This window comes from Pedobacter metabolipauper, assembly GCF_004362715.1.
GTDB classification, from domain to species: Bacteria; Bacteroidota; Bacteroidia; order Sphingobacteriales; family Sphingobacteriaceae; genus Pedobacter; species Pedobacter metabolipauper.
On the sequence record NZ_SNYC01000004.1, the window covers coordinates 759,374 to 778,394 of the forward strand.

Below are 19,021 nucleotides of genomic sequence, written 5' to 3' on the forward strand. Positions count from 1 at the left end.
AAGATGAAATCATATCAAATAGTATCAGCAGCCTTCTTAGCAATTGTGCTATCCGCAGGCTGTAAAAAATACCTGGATAAAGAACCAATCGGAATGTTTAGGGAAGATCAGGTGTTAACCGATCCAACCGCCAATTCAATTGCAGGATCAGTAAACAATACCTATCCGATCCTGTCAAATACGCTAAACCTGCTGGGTAGCTGGAACTGGACCGGCGGATTGGTTTTAAGGGGAGATTTTGTCCTTCAGGACATAGCCTCCGGCGATGCCAATAAGAAATGGAACCCCGATGGCGACCAGGCCTGGATGGATGATGTTGCGAAATTTACATTTACACCGGATAATGGAGCATTTAGCGGAATCTGGACATACAATTATGAAGGGATTTCCCGGGTAAATCAACCCATCAGTCAGCTCGAAGACGATGCCATCATGCAAAAAGTAGGAATGGATGCAGCAACAAAGAATCGTTTATTGGGCGAAGCCCTTTTCCTTCGTGCGTATTTCTATTTTGACCTCGTTAATAACTTTGGAGATGTACCGCTGCTGCTAAAACCATTAAAAGACTTTTCAGATGCCTATGCAGCGGCAACGCGTGCACCAAAAGCAACCGTGATGGAACAGATCAACGCCGATCTTCAAAAAGCAGCAGAGCTATTGCCCAACAGCAAGTACTCCAGTGCAACCGAAAAATGGAGAGTGTCAAAAGGAGCAGCCATCGCTATGCAGGCCAAATCAGCACTATATAATGAAAACTGGCAAGGCGTAATCGACAAGGTAAATGAACTGCAAACGTTAAACTATTACCAGTTGGATCAGAATTATTTTGATAATTTTGACATCACCAAAGAGTTTGCAGACAATGAGGTCATCTTTGCCTACGATCATGTACCATCACAACAACCAAGACGTGGTAATGGACTTACGGCATTGCTGGGCTGGGGATTTCTGGCACCATCACCAAACTTTGTGGCTGCGTTCGAAGCCAATGATCCGCGCCTTAATTATACCGTAAATGTAGCCGATCAGTCCGTATATAAATTGCTAGGCAACACCACATCAGCCAATAAAGGCAATGACGATGCACCAAGCAACCGGATCTTTATCCGCTGGGCGGATGTGTTGTTGTGGAAAGCAGAAGCACTGAATGAAAAAGCAGATTACCCGGCAGCACTAGCGCTCATCAACCAGGTGCGTGCCCGTGCAAGAAATACAGTAACCATTTCCGGTACGCCAGCACCGGCAGGCACACTGCCAGACCGCCCGGCATCTACAGACAAAGCTCAGATCAAAACCTGGCTCATGCAGGAACGAAGGGTAGAGCTTGGAATGGAATCACACCGTTTTAGTGATCTTAGAAGGTGGAAAACAGCCAAAGCCGTACTAACAGCAATGGGTAAAAGCTTTCAGGATAAACATTATCTATATCCAATCCCACAAGGAGAGATCGATAAATCAGCAGGAACCATCACCCAAAACAATTACTAGGCCATTCATTAACTCCTTAGTGATCGCCTATCGTATTAATAAATCCTGAATACTCAACAAATGATAACCGGCGCCCGTACCATTCACGGGCATCGGTAACCCCAGCAAGAAACTATGAACATACAGACTGACCTCGCAGCCCGTTTTTCTGAAAATCCATTACTAAGCCCTAAAGATCTTAAACCCAGTGTGGAAGGATTGGAAATAGCCTGTCTCCTTAATCCAGGGGTTTTCACGTTCCAGAACAAGACCTGGATCCTGGTTCGGGTAGCAGAACGTCCGCAACAGCAGGAAGGGATCATCTCATTTCCGGTGCTAACCGGAAAAGGGATCCAGATCATGGAGATTGAAAGCAATCATCCGGAGTTGGATGCAACAGACGCGCGGGTAATCAATTATAAAGGACTGGATTATTTAACTACCCTTTCCCACCTTCGCCTGCTCAGTTCAGAAGACGGTATAAACTTTACAGAACCAGAGGGATACCCGCTAATGCAGGGAGAAAATCCGCAGGAGGGGTTTGGAATAGAAGACTGCCGCGTTGCCCTCATAGAAGATACGTATTACTTAACCTATACAGCCGTGTCAGAAATGGGTGTTGGTGTAGGGATGCGTACCACCAAAGACTGGAAAACATTTCAGTCGCACGGAATGGTCATCCCACCACACAATAAGGATTGTGCCCTGTTTGAAGAAAAAATAAATGGAAAATATTATGCGCTGCACCGTCCAAGCAGTGTAGATCTGGGGGGTAACTTCATCTGGATCGCAGAGTCACCGGATGGCATCCACTGGGGCAATCATAAATGCATCATAAGAACGCGGGACAATCATTGGGACAGCAAACGGGTAGGCGCAGGAGCAGCACCAATAAAAACGGAAAAAGGATGGCTGGAAATTTATCATGGTGCAAATCCAGCCCATCAATACTGTCTGGGGGCGTTCCTGATGGATCTCAATGATCCATCCAAAGTAATCGCCAGAACAGAAGACCCGATCATGAAACCGGCAGAAACGTATGAGCTGAGCGGCTTTTTTGGAGAAGTGGTGTTTACCAATGGCCACACTGTAAAAGGAGATGAACTGACCATTTATTATGGGGCAGCAGATGAATTTGTCTGTGGTGCCAAATTTTCTATTGCCGCAATACTATCGGCCTTAACCTACAACCATGCTGAAGAAACTCACGTCAGAAATTAAACATTTCAAAGACCAGTCCCATAATTTTAAGGTATTAACCTTAACCAACCTGATCTATAGCATCGTATTGCCGGTTATCGATATTTTCGTAGCCGCGTATGTCATGCGTAGCTCCAATGATCCAATGAAGGTAGTGGTCTACCAGTTAACCATTTATACCGGAATTCCGCTTACATTTTTAATCAATGGATGGCTGCTGAACCGCTTTCCGATCAAGGTATTGTACTCCTTCGGAATGGTATTGAGCGGAATCTCCATGATGATCATGATGTCCTTAAAAACCCTGGATGTAACCGGGATCGGGATCGCCGGGATCGTGATGGGGATGTCCTTCGGCTTTTACTGGGCAAACCGCGACTTTCTGGCACTGGCAACCACCAATGACAGCAACCGGAATTATTATTACGGACTGGAAACCTTCTTTTACACCATAATAGCCATTGTAATACCTGTATTGATCGGCTGGTTTATCGAGTTCTCGGCAGCAGCCGGTGATGCCAAGCTCGCCTATAAAATAGTAACCGGGGTAGTCTTCGCCATCACCATTGCCGCATCATTCATGTGTTTTACAGGCAAATTTGTCAATCCCGTCAATAAAAAATTCATCTACTTTAAGTTTGATCCATATTGGAACAAGCTCATGTTCCTGGCAGTATTAAAAGGCTTGGTGCAAGGTTTTCTCGTTACAGCGCCAGCAATGCTCATCATGCTGCTCCTTGGAAAAGAAGGAGCCTTAGGAACAGCACAATCCGTAGGAGCCGTGTTCGCCGCCATATTAATGTACATCATAGGCCGTAACACCGGGCCGCAGCACCGCATCTATGTATTCGGGGCCGGACTGGTATTATTCGCCATAGCCGCATTGATCAATGGGATCCTGTTTAATGAAACCGGGGTAATCCTGTTCATGCTCTTCCTGTTGCTTGCAAAACCATTACTCGATCTGGCCTATTTTCCAATCCAGTTCAGTGTGATCGATATCCTCACCAAAAAAGAAAAGCGCAGTGAGTTCGCATACATCCTCAACCATGAAGCAGGATTGTATGCCGGCCGCCTGATGGGTGCAGGAACGTTTCTCCTGTTGGGATATTATATCTCCAACGAGGTTGCTTTACGATATGCCATCATTATTGTTGCTATTTTGCAGCTTAGTTCATTCTGGGTAGCAAAAGACATCATTAAAAAAGGAAAAGTCATGAGTAAAGAACTTGCCGTTACAGAACCTTCAACCATCACTGCAGAAGCAGCAGCACTGGCCATCCAACCCTAATATTATGAAACTAAAACTCACCTCCGCCTTTACACTACTTTCTTTATTTACCATAGCACTTTGCCAGGCCCAGGTTAAACAAATAAACATCAATCGGGTTAATGGAATGGCAGATCTGCCAAAGCCGCTTCAGATCATCGACTGGAAAGCAATGGCATTGAAGTTCGATCGAACCATTTATGATTTTGATGCCAAAGGCGATTACTGGCCAATGGTCTGGATGGATAGTACCGGTAAAAACTATAAACAGCCTGTAATGGGCATGTACACCGCCGTAGGAGATGTAAGGCAGGGCAGGCAGCACAATAAAGGAATGTTCCATGAAGCCATGGCCAATATGGGTTCCGTATTGGGAGCAAGCCTCGTAGGCCTCAATAAAAGTGACCAGAACGGATCCAATTACGCAGCAATGCTTAAAAATTATTTCAATAAAGATACCGGATGGGACATCATGATGAACAATACCGCTCCGGAAGTCGCTTTATTAGGAGGAGGTTATGGCCGCGACTGGTGGTACGATGTATATCCAAACGTGATGTTCTATGCCATATACGATCAGTATCCGTCCGAGCCGGAATTTGAAAGCATTGCCAGACAGATCGCCAACCAGTTCTATAAAGCAGATTCAATCTTAAACGGCAATTACAACTACTCCTATTTCGATTACGGCAAAATGAAACCCATGACCAACCAGATCTGCACACAGCCAGATGCCGCTGCGGGTCATGCCTATGTACTATATAACGCCTATAAAAAGTTTGGAGATCCCCGGTATCTTAAAGGAGCCATATCAGCCATGAAAGCATTGGAAAGTCAAAAGATCAATCCAACGTACGAGTTGCTGATGCCGTTTGGTGCATACCTTGCCGCCCGGATGAATGCAGAGCAGGGAACGACATTCGATATTCCAAAAATGCTGGACTGGACCTTTGACGGAACAGCAGTCTGCCGGGAAGGTTGGGGGTTTTTAGTCGGCAACTGGAATGGCATAGATATATCAGGCACCGTAGGCAGTACAGTAGATCATGGCGGGTATGCATTTTTGATGAATACCTTTGATGCCGCCTGGCCATTGGTTCCAATAGTGCGCTATCAGCCGCAATATGCCAATGCCATTGGCAAGTGGATGCTCAATGCCGTTAATGCATCCCGTTTCTTCTATCCGCAGTATATGCCCAAAGAACACCAGACCATTCCGCAACTGGCATCCGTAACCAAAGGTGTGATCGCTTATGAAGGCTTTTCAAAAGCCTCCACATTTGATACCCTGTATAAAAGCCTGAAAGCACCGGTAGCACAAGGGGACGGACCAAAATGGGTGCCCGGACAAAATCCGGAAGTTTCCCAGTTTAGCGTATATGGAAGTGCACACGTCGGTATTTTTGGAGGTATCGTTAAAGAAACTGAAATAAAAGGGATCTTAAAACTGGATCTTCTGGCAACAGATTTTTACCATGAAAAGGCATATCCTACTGATCTGTATTATAATCCATACCCATCAGCAAAGACAATTAATTACAAAGTGCCGGAAAAATCAGACCTGTATGATTTGGTTTCCCAAAAATTCATTGCAAAAAATATCAGTTCGAAAACGAAGGTAACTATCCCATCGCTGCAATCTGTGGTGCTGGTCTGCATTCCATCCGGTAAAAAGGTAACCATTGAAGGCAATAAAATGAGTATCGATGGAATAACAGTGGATTATAAGATGAAGTAATTACTGTTATTTCCGGCATACGATCACCTCCTTGCTGAAGTTAAATTTATTGGCCACTACAAAAATCTCTGCAGTGCTAAATCCTGCGGCTTTAAGCTTGTCCAATATGTCGGTACCGTAATTCCGAAATGCCAGAATTCCATTTTTCATATAATCACCATGGTATTCTGGCTCCAGGATATGAACAATTTGACCGCTGTCGTCAACATATGCACGCTCAGTAGTTTGCCCGGATTTAAGATCAAGCGGAACGGTAAAGCAAAATATACCTCCGGGCTTTAATACCCGGAGTACTTCAGTGAAGCCTTGATGGTCATTTATAACATGCTCAAAAACCTCGGTAGAGGTGACGACATCAAAAGTATCTGAAAAATAAGTAAGATGTTCGACATTTTGCATCGTTCTGCCTTTATACATCGTCCCGCTGGTAATACCATCCATATAATCAGAAGTCGTTAAATGGTCAAAATTGCGTTTTAAATAATTATAAAAAGCGCCATGTGAAGACAATTCATAAATAACCGGATTTTTCGGCAAATGAAGTGAAGCAAAAACTTCAGCTAGTGCCCAATGTATAAAAGTAGAACGACAAGAAATACAACGGTAAGCAAAGGGGCCATTTGCTCTTTCTTTAAATAAGATTTCCGGTAGTTTAATAACAAACCCTCCACAAAGATTACACTTATGCTTTTCTTTTATCGCGATGTGCTGCATGATTAACTATGATAGGTATGAATAAACAAATAAAGTTAAAATAACTTGTATTTAGTTAAGGATTGCTGATTTATAAATGGAATCGCGCTTCAATTGAGCACCTGTTTAAGTTAAACAGTTACAGGTTGAAAAATATGTTTTTCAACCGGGAATAAACTATAAATTAAGTTACATATTCGTTAGTGCCTATAGGAATAACTCTGTTAAATGGCTTAATTTTTGTTGTAAATTAATCTTTATGGCCAAAAAAGCAGAAAATATTGAGTTTTTACTTATTTTAGCCACATTAATAAATTACATCTCTCCAATTATTGAAATGAGTTACTTAGATTACAAGTGTAAAAAATGCAATACAGATTTTCATTACCAGGTGCCGCGGGGATTTATTCTAAAAAATATGCTGGGGTTCTTGCCAATCCGTATTTACTGGTGTCCTAAATGCACAACCAATAGGTATGTTTGGATCGATAAAAAAAAGAATAGTTAATGATCTAAACATTCTAAATCTTATCTTAGTAACTTATGTCATTTGGGATAATGACATTGTACATTGTTAATAACGTTAAGATAGATGAAGAAACCTTTACTGTTTGTTTTAATAATGCTCTCCAATTATACAGCTTTTTCTCAAATGAGTGGTAACTACAACTACAGTCTTGGCCTTCGTGGTTATACCATCATGCAAATGCCTAAGATCTTAGATGAGTCAGATTCCTATACATTAGTTAATTCCCCTTTTAATGGGGCGATGGTTAAATTTAATGACAATCAGATCAGCTATAGAATTCAGGGCACATATTACAACAGGGCGAAAGAATTCTATAACAATTGTGAAAGTTGTGAGTTTGCAGCAGGAAGGGTAATCGATTACACCTTTAAAATAGGCTTTGAAAAAAACTTTAACTATTCCCGTGTACAGCCATATTTCGGCTTCGATATCGGTTATCGTTCTAACGAATTTGATGGAAATCTGGAAAACCGCAATGAGATTAGTTCAAAGGCAATGCAGCAGACAAAAGTTGAGGCCACAAAAACAGGATTTATGCTGTCACCGGTAATTGGTTTTAAAATTAATCCAATCGATCAGGTCTCTTTCTTCGCAGAAGGTACACTAGACTTCTTTTATTCCTACGAAAGACAAGAACGCATTCTGCAGGATGCAGACAATACCAGGCTCCTCAGTAAGTTTAATAAAACAGAATATTTACTAAATCCAATCTCCATAGGAATTCAAATCCATTTGGGACATAATAAATAATGATCATCAGTATGACAGCAATCATCCAAAAATGACAGCGATCATCGCAATGACAAAATAAAATAAATGAAGGTAGGAATATTAGGCGCAGGAATCTCGGGATTAAGTATAGCCAGGATGCTAAATGATAGTTTTGATGTAGAAATCCTGGAGTGTGCATCAGAATATGGAGGTATTGCTAAAACGAAACAAGTCGAAGGAGTAGCTTATCACAAGATAGGCGGACATTGCTTCAACTCAAAGTACCCGGAAGTTCTTGATTTTGTATTTGAACATATTCTAAGAAAAGAAGAATGGCATGTCATCCACAGAGATGCCGTAATTAAATTAAAAGGTCAGGAAGTATCCTATCCCATTGAATATGCAATTGGCCAGATCCACCAATTCGATCCCCAGCTGGCCATTCACATCACCAGGGATTTTTTAAGTGCAAAAGATAATGGGGATTATACTAACCTTGAAGACTGGTTCAGAAAAAAGTTTGGAGATACCCTTGCTGATGTTTATTTTTTGCCCTATAACCGGAAGATCTGGAATAAGGAGCCCAATGAAATGAGCCCCGCATGGGTAGAAGGTAAACTGCCAATTCCGGATAAAGAATCTTTCTTTAAAGGGTTGATTAGCAATGAGCAGGATAAAATGCCCCACGCCTCATTTTATTATCCCAATACAAATGACCAGAAAACCTTTATCGACAGTCTCGCAGAAGGATTAAATATCTCCTTGAATTATAAAGTGGATAAAATTGAATTCAAGAATTCCCAATGGGAGATTAATGCCGGTAAGACATACGATATATTGATCAGTACACTACCTTTAAATATCATCCCCGGCCTGATTCAGGGAACACCGGAAAAAATCAAAATTGAAGCCTCAAAATTAAAATACAACAAAGTCAGCACCATGCTGTGGGAAACAAAGCCTACAACCCGCACCTGGACCTATGTTCCTGATCCTGAAAACCTGTTTCACCGGTATATCCATATTGGAAGTTTCTTTAATCCATCGAAAAATTATTCCATAACAGAAGTTGTAGGCGAGCGAACTTATGAAGAAATGGTTGAGAATGGAAAGAAGGATCCTTTCCTGATCAGGCCCGTAGATTATAACGTCTCCGGCCACGCCTATGTCGTATTTGATGAAAATTACGACACCGCTACTAAAAATGTTAAAGACTACCTTCAGCAGATTGAATTGTATACCCTTGGCAGATTCGGCGAATGGCAATACTATAATATGGATATATGTATAAAAAGCAGCCTGGAAACCGCTAAAAAGATTAAAGAAAAATACTATAAACCAGCTTCAACATAATCCTTTAATTGAAGGGCAACATTGGAGGTGTAATGTTTTTTTAAAAAGCTTACATAGGCATCAAGATCAGGTCCGGAACCCGATAAATAAGACGATAAAAGGGTTTCAAATTCCAGGTACGAATCAACATTGGGGCAATATCTCTGAAGTTCATACGACCTGGTCTCATCTGTATCAGGATATCTTCCCAGCAGCAGGCATCCCGAAGCAATCAGCTCCAGGTATCTGGGCGTAACCGGATTAAAGCCGCCAGTTCTGATCTCGCCCCCGTCAATTCCAGCAGTAGAATAAAAACCAATCCGGCACTGTTTGAGCAAATCTGTATATTCCTGCCGGGTATGAAAACTACCTAAAATCCCAGACTTGTTGGACGAATAGAATAGCTGCCCGTTAATTTCTTCCTGGTATAAATATTCAATATCAGGAAACTTCTTTTCATATTCCAGTAAAAAGTCCCACAATATCTTGTTCTTCCTCCCAGCTAAAATAATATCATATTTCTTAGTAAAAGTAGTATGCCTGTCAATCATATATCTGTCTGACAAGGAAAGTGGCAGATGCCTGATATTTAAATTACAATGATTGTCTTTTAAAAAGTTGAAAGCCTCTAAGCTTGTGATACAGATTAAAGTACTGTTTTTATACGCCGCATGGAAGCTGCCTGCATCCCGGGTAAAAAAATCTACTACAATAGGGATCGAATTGATCCCGTTACTATAAGAAAAATTCTTTTTTACGGTTAGCTCGAAAGCAATGTACTTGTCCTTTGATGCGAAAACAGAGTTAACAAACTGCGCAACCCATCGGGTTGGCGTCAAAGTGAAAAAACGCCTTACCCAGGTATTTTCATAAATATGTTCCTTAGTTTCAGCATTAATAACCGGTATGTCCAGAATGCTTGAAAAATCATCTTCCCATTCATAGATCAGGTGCCAGCTCGGCCAGTTCTGAAAATAACGCTTGGATAGGATTTTTAGATTTTTCATAGACATTAAAAGGCCAAGGTAGCTTAATTTGGATAATTCTTTAAGAATCATAGCCAAAATACCTTGATAAGAATGTTTTTAAAAGCATTTTTATTGCTAACTCAATTGTTGTATCTTGCTTCCAAATCAAATATTTCCGTATGTTTGCTGGCTTTAATAGACAATCACCAATCTAATTTACGAAACCACATGAAAGTTGCCTTAATTACCGGAGTTACAGGACAAGATGGAGCCTACCTGGCTGAATTTTTATTGAAAAAAGGATATTTTGTACATGGACTTAAAAGACGCTCCTCTCTGTTTAATACAGAACGTATAGATCATTTATATCAGGATCAGCACGAACAAGGCGTAAATTTTAAATTGCATTTTGGTGACTTAACAGATTCTACAAACTTAATCCGAATCATTCAGGAAACACAACCGGATGAAATCTATAACCTGGCTGCAATGAGCCATGTACATGTGAGCTTTGAAATGCCTGAATATACTGCAAATGCAGATGGAATCGGAACACTCCGATTGCTTGAAGCGATCCGTATTCTTGGACTGGAAAAGAAAACCCGGATCTACCAGGCATCAACTTCAGAACTTTATGGACTGGTACAGGCAGTTCCTCAAAGTGAAACCACTCCATTTTACCCCCGCTCACCATATGCCGTAGCTAAAATGTACGGATATTGGATCACCGTAAATTATAGGGAAGCCTATCAGATGTATGCCTGCAACGGAATCCTGTTTAATCACGAAAGTCCATTAAGAGGAGAAACATTTGTGACCCGTAAAATTACAAGGGCAGCTACAAAAATTGCCCTTGGCTTGCAAAATTGTCTGTACCTGGGTAATTTGTCTGCACAACGCGACTGGGGGCATGCCAAAGATTATATCGAAGCGATGTGGTTAATCCTGCAGCAGGATAAAGCGGAAGATTATGTAATTGCAACCGGAATTACAACAACGGTGAGGGATTTCGTGAAAATGACGTTCGCAGAATTAGGTATAGAAGTGGAATTTAGTGGAAAAGATGAAAATGAACGCGGCGTAATTATCGATATAGATCAGCAGCTGGTTGCAGAACTTGGGTTAAATGAAGCATACTTAAAGCCCGGAACTGTCGTTGTACAGGTTGATGAGAAATATTTCCGCCCTACAGAAGTAGACCTTTTGCTGGGAGATCCAACCAAAGCCAATACGCAGCTGGGATGGACACCTAAATATGACCTGCCGATGCTGGTTAAAGAGATGGTTCTTTCAGATCTTAACCTAATGAAAAAAGATGAATACTTGAAAAAAGGTGGATTTAAAACATTGAACTATTTTGAATAATACCAAATAATAGAAATACCTTTTCTTTCCTATGAATTATAAAAGAATAATTGCTGTTTGTTCATTCCTGATCAGTATGATTATCTGTGGCACTGCATACGCACAGAATACCAATTATGCAGATGCAAAAGTAGATGATCTGACAGATGCCCAGATCAGGCAAATGATGGATCGTGCAGAGTCTATTGGTTATAGTGATGCGCAGTTAGAGCAGTTGGCCGCAGCTCAGGGTATGAAAGCAGCGGAAGTATTGAAATTGAGACAACGGGTAGAAAAGATCCGTAAGCAGGATGGTACCTCAAAGGACAACAGTAAAACCGGGAGTGCCAGCCAAAATACCCGTACAACAGCCGTAGAGCAGGACCGAAGCAGGGGATATACCGGAAGGGACCAGCAGCAGGATACAACCAGGAGAACAAATAATCAAAACCTGGATCCGGATAAAAAAGCACTCGAGGAAGAAAAGAAGAAAGAAATTGAAAGAATCTTTGAAGGGATCAAACCAAAAATATTTGGAGAAGATCTCTTCAAAAAAGAAAATATGACCTTCGAACCCAATTTTCGGATGGCAACTCCAAAAAGCTATGTGATAGGTCCGGATGATGAATTGCTGATTGATCTGACCGGAGATAATGAAGGAGAATACAAGGCTAAAGTTAGTCCGGACGGAAACATCAGGGTAGAATATGTAGGTCTGATCGCCGTAAGTGGTTTAACCATAGAAAATGCGACAGCAAAGATCAAAAATATCATGTCGCGTACCTATCCCGGACTAAAAAACGGCAGGAATGATCTATCAGTAACCCTTGGTAATATCAGGAGCATTAAGATCATCGTTGTTGGAGAGGTTGTAAAACCAGGAACCTATACCGTACCATCCTTATACACCGTATTCAATGTGATGGATGAATCCGGTGGCCCCAATAAAAATGGATCATACCGTAAGATCCAGGTTATCCGTAATAACAAAATAGTCTCTACATTAGATATCTACGATTTTCTGTTAAATGGCATTCAGAAAAATAATATTGGTCTGCGCGATCAGGATGTGATCAATGTTCCCGTATACGAATCCAGGGTAGAAATGAGCGGTGAAGTCAAAAGACCTGCATTGTTTGAAGTCCTGAGCACAGAAAATTTTTCAGACCTCGTCAGGTTTGCCGGAGGATTTACCAACAGCGCGTATTCAGCGCAGGTAAAGGTGTTGCAGAATACCGGGAAAGAGCGTAAGATCACCGATGTATTCGCTGCAGATTATTCAAAATTTACACCGGCAAACGGTGATAAATATGTGATAGAGCCAATCCTTGACCGTTTTGAGAATCGCGTTGAAATCACCGGTGCCGTATTTCGTCCCGGTCAGTATGAACTCGATAAAGGGCTTACCTTAAAACAGCTAATTACAAAAGCAGAGGGGCTTACCGAAGATGCATTCTTGAATAGAGCATACATTTCCAGGTTAAATGCAGATAACAGTCCGGCCATGCTTTCATTTGATGTAGCGAAGATTATTGCCGGAACAGAACCGGATATCATCCTGCAGCGGGAAGATAAAATTACAATATCGTCGATCTTTGACCTGAGAGATGAATATAAAGTAACCATTCAGGGCGAGGTTCGGTATCCTGGTACATTTGAGTACGCAGATAATATGAACCTGGAAGCTTTAATCCAAATCGCAGGGGGGTTCAAAGAAGGGGCAACCCCAAGCCGGATAGAAATATCCAGAAGGATTAAGAACAGCGATGCCACTTCGGCATCTGCATTAACGGCAGAAGTATTCACGGTTAAAGTAGACCAGGAACTGCGGATCCTGCAATCCGGATTTGTATTAAAGCCATTTGATATCGTTTCCATTCGCAGCTCAGAGACCTACCAGGTACAAAGACAAATAAAAGTAGAAGGAGAAGTACTTTACCCCGGAACTTACACCATCACAAAAAAAGATGAAAGGATCTCTGATATCATTGTAAGGGCAGGTGGGTTAAGCCCTTTAGCCTATGCAGACGGGGCTTCCCTGAAACGAACAGGTGGCAGGGCTGCAAAAGTTGCTGATAGTTTAGAGAAAGCCCAGGAAGAGCGTGAAAAATTAGTGAACCTGCGCCGTTTAAAACAGTCTGGAGCGAAAGATACCACAAGCATAGAACAAGATATTCAAATATTACGAAGTGACCTCGTCGGAATAGATTTGGTGCGGATCCTAAAAAAGCCGCTGTCAAGACAGGATTTGATCGTAGAGGATGGTGATGTTATCCGCGTACCTAAAGAATTACAGACCGTTAGGGTTACAGGAGAGGTGTTAAAACCAAATAGTATTGTATACCTCAAAGGGAAAAGTTTTAGGAACTATATTGACGGGGCAGGGGGCTTTAGTTATAATGCGTATAAAAAAGGAGCCAATATTGTGTATTCAAATGGATCCGTTGCCGCAGCAAAGAAATTCCTGTTCTTTAACAACTATCCCCAGGTAAAACCAGGAGCAGAGATATTTGTACCTAAACGTGCAGAACGCGAAGGAATGACCACCCAGGCAATAGTGGGTATAACTACCGGTATTGCATCACTCGCTGCTATCGTATTGTCGTTATTTAGATAAAATAAATATGCCAGCTACAGAAAAGGTTTCTCTAAAGGAGATGGTCCATTACATCCGCGATTGGAAAAATGACCTGAAGAAAAGTGGGTTGATCATTGCTGTGGTTATCATTTTTGGTGCGGCAATAGGCATCACCTATGCATGGACTAAAAAGCCTGAATATATCGCCTCAACATCCTTTGTGCTGGAAGAAGGGGAGTCTTCCGGAGGAGGGTTGGGTCAATATGCAGGCCTGGCATCGATGGTTGGCGTTGATCTTGGCGGAGGTGCTGGTGGTATATTTCAGGGAGATAACATCATGGAACTCTATCGCTCCAGAACAATGATCCTGAAAACCCTGCTAAGTCCCGTAAATTTTAATGGGAAAAATCAACTGATCATAGACCGTTATATTGAAATGCAGGGCTGGCGTAAAAACTGGGAAGACAAACCAGAAATGAAAAGTCTTACTTTTGATTCAGCCGGCAGTAAAACATTAAGCCGGATTCAGGACAGCATCATTACTGCAATCTCTGCAAATATTAACAAGAACAACCTGACAGTAAGTAAGCTGGATAAAAAGTTAAATATCATCAGTGTACAGGTATCCTCAACAGATGAACAGTTTGCAAAAGCATTTAATAATGAAATTGTAAAAAATGTAAATGACTTTTATACCTTAACCAAAACAAAGAAATCTAAAGACAATATAAAAATCTTTCAACGCCAGACAGACTCGGTAAGAGCCGTAATGAACGGCGCAATATTCTCCAGCGCATCAACCATGGATGCTACACCAAACCTAAACCCTACCCGGCAAATTTTACGTGTTTCAGCACAAAAAGCGCAATACAACGCAGAAGCAAATAAAGAGATCCTTGGTGAATTGCTGAAAAATCTCGAACTCGCAAAGATCAGCATGCAGAAAGAAACCCCTTTAATTCAGGTTATTGATGAGCCTGTTTTTCCGCTTGAGAAAAAAGCAGTAGGCAAAAAAACAGGCGGAATCATTGGGGGAGTATTAGCCGGCCTGCTGATCATCGGATTCCTGAGTATAAAATACGTATACAAACAGCTTATGCAGTAATATGCAGTCCAGGGCATTCATACTGTTTTTGCTGCGGATACTAAAAATGGGGATTACGATCTTTACGTTATCCCTGTCGGCAAAATATTTCGGGGTATCTCTTGAAAAGGACGTATGGGTACTTGCCCTAAATTGCATAATTATTTTGGATCTGGCCATTTGGGGGCCATTTAATGAAACCTTTAGAGCTAAATTTATCTTCTTTAAAGAAGAGTTTGGCGAAGATGAAGCACTTAGGCGTACCAATTCACTGCTCATATTTACCAATATCATTACCATCATCCTGGTCGCATTCATCCTGTGGAAACCCGAAACCATTGCTGCGGTCATCGCACCAGGTTATGAAGGTCAAAAGCTTACTTTGCTGTTGTTTATGATTCGTGTTGTTGCACCCAGCTTTTTATTCAATCAGCTTACCCAGATATTTATCAGTATTCTAAATGCCTATAATTCGATCTATATTCCCGAAATCGCCGGTTTCATATCAAGCATCATTAGTCTGCTGCTCATCATTTTTCTGGCTCCTCAAATCGGGATTATAGCGCTGGCCTATTCTTATTATTCAGGCTTGATCCTGCTGCTGCTCTTGCTCATCCTCCAGGTGTATGTTAAAAAGATCGCTTTAGTTAAAAATTTACATCACATTAAGCTATCCGATACCAAACCGTTCCTGCTTTTTGCCTTGCCTTTTTTCTTTCCTTATTTTGTAGGTCAGATTGCAGGGATTATTGAGAAATCAATCGCCAGTACACTCGGAACGGGAATTATCTCCGCAATAGATTATTCCCGTAAGTTTTCTGATATACTATTGGGGGTATTGTCCAGCGTCTTTACAACCATGCTGCTGCCGGTTCTCAGTTTGAAATTTGTCCAAAAAGATCAGGAAGGCTTTGTATTTGAGTTTCGTCAGATCTACCAGCTTGCCTTTTTAATCGTTACTGCCATTGCTGCAATATTTACAGCATGTCCAGGGGCTTTTATAGCAATATTATACCAGCAAGGTACGATCTCAGAAGCGGCATTGCTGCAAATCAGTAACCTGACCATGTTTTATAGCTGGTCTGCCGTTTCCATCTTTCTATATTTGATCATTGGTATGAGCCTGATCTCTGCCCAAAAGGGAAAATACTACGCCTTTTACGGAGTTACAGCACAACTCATCATGATTGGGGTTAATCTGGCCCTTTACAGGTTTGCTGGTGTCTATATTTTTCCGCTTTCTTTATTCCTTGCCCATGCCCTTTCGGCCTGGCTCATGTTCCGTAAACTACCCTATGGCAAACGGCTGCTAAGCAGGACCACCTTAAAGTACCTGCTGATCTTAATTGCTGTAGTCGCAAACATGTACCTGTTAAATATAAATGTGATATCATTCAGTTCACCATACGTTACGCTGATTTTTAATGGCTTTCTATTCACTGTGATATTGGTAAGTATGCTCTTTACCTTTAAATTGGATGAACGGGAAATCCTCGTTAAATTGTACAATAAGTTCCTCGTTCCACAGAAATGAAAAGGTTCCTAACCGTATTTCCGTCCGCAGAAAATGTGCATTTGATTAAAGATGTAGGTATGGTCCCATATATACTGCATCGGGAGTTTGGCTATGCATCAACGCTGGCATGTTATAAAAATGATCAGTATAGCTACCTTAACAAAGAGGTAAACGGTTTAAAAATAGTATATATCAAAAAGATCTTTAACAATCCATTTCTGGATGTACTGATCTTTCTGTTATGGAACGCCCGGAAATATGATGTTATGCAGGTATATCATTTAATGAGGGCCCAGCTAATCTGGTGTTACGTATTCCGGTTACTTCGCTTTGGCAAGGGTAAGACTCATTTGAAATTGGATACAGGAGATAGCATCTATCGGTTTAAAATGTCAGGCATCACCGGGAAGTTCGTGGCGTTCCTGCTTTCCCGCATCGATTTGATATCCGTAGAAACCATGGAATTTTTCGAGTATCTGAATGCCGGGAACATCCTGGGCAGGCCAGTTATATATATCCCAAATGGCTTTGATGATGGCGGAACCAGAGACTCTATCAGATCAGATCAAAAAGAGAATAAAATACTTACAGTAGGCCGGATTGGCAGCTATCAGAAGGCAACAGAGATCCTCTGTCAGGCCTTTAAGATTTTTGCAGAGAACAATGCCATTTGGGAATTGCAAGTGGTAGGGCCTATAGAAGAAGAATTCAAGTCCTTTATAAATACCTATTTTGATGAGAATCCAGGATTAAAAGGCAGGGTAACATTTACAGGGGCAATACAGGACAGGAAACAACTTGAAGACTATTATAAGACGGCAAAGATCTTTGCGCTCACATCCAGAAGTGAAGGTTTTCCACTGGTATTTTTAGAAGCGCTAAAGTTTGGCTGCTATATCATCTCCAGTGATGTGCCCGCAGCCAGTGACATCATTGGCAGGAATAAATACGGCGCTATATTTCCAATTGATGACTATATTGCGCTATCAAAACAGTTGACAGATACGGTGCAGCATCAAAAATTTGAAGGGCTCGCAGAAGCCATACAAAATTATGGATATGAACGATTTTACTGGTCTGAAATATGCCGTAAATTAGATCAATTAATACAGGTAAAATGAGCACCTCACCAGCAGTAACCATCATTATCGTCAATTACAATACCACTGCATTGACCTATGCCTGTATCCGTTCAGTTCAGGCCTTAACTAAGATCTCCCATGAACTTATCGTAGTAGACAATGCATCCCGGGATCGAACCATTGAACAAGTCGCTGTAGACTTTCCAGGATTAATCTTCATTGCACAGCAGGAGAATGTGGGTTTTGGAAAGGCCAACAATTCGGGAATAGAAATCGCCAGCGGTAAATACATCCTGTTGATCAACTCGGATACCTGGTTAATCAATGATGCAATAGATCAGTTCTACCAGTTCATGGAAGCGCCGGGTAATGAAAAGGTCGGATGTTGCGGCGCAGATCTGTTTACTCCAGAAGGTAACCCACAAGTAGCCTATGGCAACTTCCCATCCCTGGCAGAAGCAATTGCACTGCTTGGCTTTTATAAATTATTTCCCCGCTATTTTAATGAACACCTGAGTAGTGGGGTAACCAACAAGGATTCAAAAATCAAAACGGTCGATTACCTGTGCGGTGCAGATCTTTTCCTAAGAAAGTCTGTTCTCCATGAAATAGGGTCATTCAATCCGGGCTTCTTTTTGTATTTTGAAGAAACGGAATTGTCATACCGGATGAAAAAGGCAGGTTATTCATCCGTATTGTTGCCAGAAGCAAAGATTGTACACCTGGAAGGAGGTTCTGATTCGAATCCGGACCCGTTTAATTACCGGAAGATTGCAATTTATGCAGCCAGCAGAAAACTGTATTTTAAATTATGTAATGGGTGGTTTAGCGCCAAACTTGTTCAGTATATTTACGCCTTGCAAGCAATTATATTTTTTATAGCAAAAGGAAAAAAAGGATATCTTAGAACGGCTAAAATATATATCCAGTCATAAAATGGCCATGAAAAAAATACTTAGAGACCTGGTATTTAGCGTATACATGCATTTGAAACAATTGCCGTTTCATTTTATGCCCAACAGCATCATTGCGCATATCCCATCTTATTGGATCAGGCACGGATATTATAAACTAATTCTTGGAATTAAAATAGGAAAAGGAAGCAGTATCCATAAGGGAGCTTTTTTCTATGATAAAAAACTAGTCATTGGAAAAAATACAACCGTCAATAGAAAATGCCATTTAGATAGCCGTGGCAAGATCAGCATTGGCGACAACGTATCGATCTCTCCGGAGTGCGTGCTCATCACCGGCGATCACGAAGTAAACAGCCCGGATTTTAGATACCGGTCAGCCCCAATAGTAATCCATGATTATGCCTGGCTGGGTACAAGGGCAATGATCCTGCCCAACGTAACGATCGGAACAGGTGCCGTGGTTTGTGCGGGAGCAATAGTCACCAAAGATGTAGAACCGTATTCCATCGTTGGCGGGGTTCCGGCAAAAAAAATCGGAGAACGCAGTAAGACATTAAACTATTCAGCCTCCTGGTTTTTCCCTTACGATTAA

General features: G+C 41.4%; 15 protein-coding genes. 13 read left to right on the forward strand and 2 right to left on the reverse strand.

Going from position 1 to position 19,021, the window contains the following annotated elements; all coding sequences use genetic code 11:
• Positions 1-3: 3 nt before the first annotated feature.
• From ATK78_RS10000 to ATK78_RS10015, 4 genes are all read left to right on the forward strand, one after another.
• Positions 4-1,488, forward strand: coding sequence for a RagB/SusD family nutrient uptake outer membrane protein (locus tag ATK78_RS10000; protein ID WP_133575943.1), 1,485 nt, complete (start codon positions 4-6; stop codon positions 1,486-1,488).
• Between the two features lie 114 nt (positions 1,489-1,602).
• Positions 1,603-2,688 (forward strand): glycoside hydrolase family 130 protein, encoded by a 1,086-nt coding sequence (locus tag ATK78_RS10005; RefSeq protein WP_133575944.1) that lies wholly within the window; start codon positions 1,603-1,605, stop codon positions 2,686-2,688.
• The gene (locus ATK78_RS10010) at positions 2,660-3,958 is read left to right on the forward strand and encodes an MFS transporter (RefSeq protein WP_133575945.1); all 1,299 of its coding nucleotides are present in this window, start codon (positions 2,660-2,662) and stop codon (positions 3,956-3,958) included. Before ATK78_RS10005 ends, ATK78_RS10010 begins: the two co-directional genes overlap by 29 nt.
• A gap of 4 nt (positions 3,959-3,962) precedes the next feature.
• Positions 3,963-5,675: a hypothetical protein gene (locus ATK78_RS10015; protein ID WP_133575946.1), complete on the forward strand. Its 1,713-nt coding sequence runs from the start codon at positions 3,963-3,965 to the stop codon at positions 5,673-5,675.
• Between the two features lie 6 nt (positions 5,676-5,681).
• Here the strand turns inward: ATK78_RS10015 and ATK78_RS10020 are convergent, their stop codons facing one another.
• Positions 5,682-6,389 carry a class I SAM-dependent methyltransferase gene (locus tag ATK78_RS10020; protein ID WP_133575947.1) on the reverse strand — a complete coding sequence of 236 codons (708 nt, stop codon included), beginning with the start codon at positions 6,387-6,389 and terminating at the stop codon, positions 5,682-5,684.
• Positions 6,390-6,960: 571 nt separating this feature from the next.
• Between ATK78_RS10020 and ATK78_RS10025 the strand changes: the two genes are divergently transcribed.
• On the forward strand, positions 6,961-7,647 hold the full coding sequence (locus ATK78_RS10025; protein ID WP_133575948.1) for a hypothetical protein: 687 nt from the start codon (positions 6,961-6,963) through the stop codon (positions 7,645-7,647).
• A gap of 66 nt (positions 7,648-7,713) precedes the next feature.
• A complete protein-coding gene (locus ATK78_RS10030; RefSeq protein ID WP_133575949.1) occupies positions 7,714-8,961 on the forward strand; it encodes a protoporphyrinogen/coproporphyrinogen oxidase in 1,248 nt (415 codons plus the stop codon).
• Here the strand turns inward: ATK78_RS10030 and ATK78_RS10035 are convergent.
• Positions 8,940-9,947, reverse strand: a complete 1,008-nt coding sequence (locus ATK78_RS10035) for a hypothetical protein (protein ID WP_133575950.1) — start codon at positions 9,945-9,947, stop codon at positions 8,940-8,942. The two genes, ATK78_RS10030 and ATK78_RS10035, sit on opposite strands and share 22 nt — an antisense overlap.
• Positions 9,948-10,136: 189 nt before the next feature.
• On the opposite strand from ATK78_RS10035, the gene gmd reads away from it, so the two are divergent.
• The 7 genes from gmd (at position 10,137) to ATK78_RS10070 (ending at position 19,021) form a co-directional block, all read left to right on the forward strand.
• Positions 10,137-11,273: a GDP-mannose 4,6-dehydratase gene (gene gmd, locus ATK78_RS10040; protein WP_133575951.1), complete on the forward strand. Its 1,137-nt coding sequence runs from the start codon at positions 10,137-10,139 to the stop codon at positions 11,271-11,273.
• A 31-nt stretch (positions 11,274-11,304) separates the two neighbouring features.
• Positions 11,305-13,869: an SLBB domain-containing protein gene (locus ATK78_RS10045; RefSeq protein WP_133575952.1), complete on the forward strand. Its 2,565-nt coding sequence runs from the start codon at positions 11,305-11,307 to the stop codon at positions 13,867-13,869.
• A 7-nt stretch (positions 13,870-13,876) separates the two neighbouring features.
• Positions 13,877-14,935, forward strand: a complete 1,059-nt coding sequence (locus ATK78_RS10050; RefSeq protein ID WP_133575953.1) for a GumC domain-containing protein — start codon at positions 13,877-13,879, stop codon at positions 14,933-14,935.
• A gap of 46 nt (positions 14,936-14,981) precedes the next feature.
• Entirely contained in the window at positions 14,982-16,448 is a 1,467-nt protein-coding gene (locus tag ATK78_RS10055; RefSeq protein WP_166664855.1) for a lipid II flippase MurJ, read from the forward strand.
• Positions 16,445-17,551 carry a glycosyltransferase family 4 protein gene (locus ATK78_RS10060; RefSeq protein WP_133575955.1) on the forward strand — a complete coding sequence of 369 codons (1,107 nt, stop codon included), beginning with the start codon at positions 16,445-16,447 and terminating at the stop codon, positions 17,549-17,551. The genes ATK78_RS10055 and ATK78_RS10060 overlap by 4 nt, the downstream gene beginning before the upstream one ends.
• A complete protein-coding gene (locus ATK78_RS10065; protein WP_133575956.1) occupies positions 17,548-18,447 on the forward strand; it encodes a glycosyltransferase family 2 protein in 900 nt (299 codons plus the stop codon). The genes ATK78_RS10060 and ATK78_RS10065 overlap by 4 nt, the downstream gene beginning before the upstream one ends.
• Before the next feature lie 76 nt (positions 18,448-18,523).
• Entirely contained in the window at positions 18,524-19,021 is a 498-nt protein-coding gene (locus tag ATK78_RS10070; RefSeq protein ID WP_394346941.1) for an acyltransferase, read from the forward strand.

What these genes read in the sequence shown, in the direction of transcription:
- ATK78_RS10025 (WP_133575948.1), top strand. Translation starts at nt 6,961, where the DNA reads ATGAAGAAACCTTTACTGTTTGTTTTAATAATGCTCTCCAATTATACA.
- ATK78_RS10010 (WP_133575945.1), top strand. Translation starts at nt 2,660, where the DNA reads ATGCTGAAGAAACTCACGTCAGAAATTAAACATTTCAAAGACCAGTCC.
- ATK78_RS10015 (WP_133575946.1), top strand. Translation starts at nt 3,963, where the DNA reads ATGAAACTAAAACTCACCTCCGCCTTTACACTACTTTCTTTATTTACC.
- ATK78_RS10045 (WP_133575952.1), top strand. Translation starts at nt 11,305, where the DNA reads ATGAATTATAAAAGAATAATTGCTGTTTGTTCATTCCTGATCAGTATG.
- ATK78_RS10060 (WP_133575955.1), top strand. Translation starts at nt 16,445, where the DNA reads ATGAAAAGGTTCCTAACCGTATTTCCGTCCGCAGAAAATGTGCATTTG.
- gmd (WP_133575951.1), top strand. Translation starts at nt 10,137, where the DNA reads ATGAAAGTTGCCTTAATTACCGGAGTTACAGGACAAGATGGAGCCTAC.
- ATK78_RS10070 (WP_394346941.1), top strand. Translation starts at nt 18,524, where the DNA reads ATGCCCAACAGCATCATTGCGCATATCCCATCTTATTGGATCAGGCAC.
- ATK78_RS10030 (WP_133575949.1), top strand. Translation starts at nt 7,714, where the DNA reads ATGAAGGTAGGAATATTAGGCGCAGGAATCTCGGGATTAAGTATAGCC.
- ATK78_RS10035 (WP_133575950.1), bottom strand. Translation starts at nt 9,947, where the DNA reads ATGAAAAATCTAAAAATCCTATCCAAGCGTTATTTTCAGAACTGGCCG.
- ATK78_RS10000 (WP_133575943.1), top strand. Translation starts at nt 4, where the DNA reads ATGAAATCATATCAAATAGTATCAGCAGCCTTCTTAGCAATTGTGCTA.
- ATK78_RS10055 (WP_166664855.1), top strand. Translation starts at nt 14,982, where the DNA reads ATGGGGATTACGATCTTTACGTTATCCCTGTCGGCAAAATATTTCGGG.
- ATK78_RS10005 (WP_133575944.1), top strand. Translation starts at nt 1,603, where the DNA reads ATGAACATACAGACTGACCTCGCAGCCCGTTTTTCTGAAAATCCATTA.
- ATK78_RS10065 (WP_133575956.1), top strand. Translation starts at nt 17,548, where the DNA reads ATGAGCACCTCACCAGCAGTAACCATCATTATCGTCAATTACAATACC.
- ATK78_RS10020 (WP_133575947.1), bottom strand. Translation starts at nt 6,389, where the DNA reads ATGCAGCACATCGCGATAAAAGAAAAGCATAAGTGTAATCTTTGTGGA.
- ATK78_RS10050 (WP_133575953.1), top strand. Translation starts at nt 13,877, where the DNA reads ATGCCAGCTACAGAAAAGGTTTCTCTAAAGGAGATGGTCCATTACATC.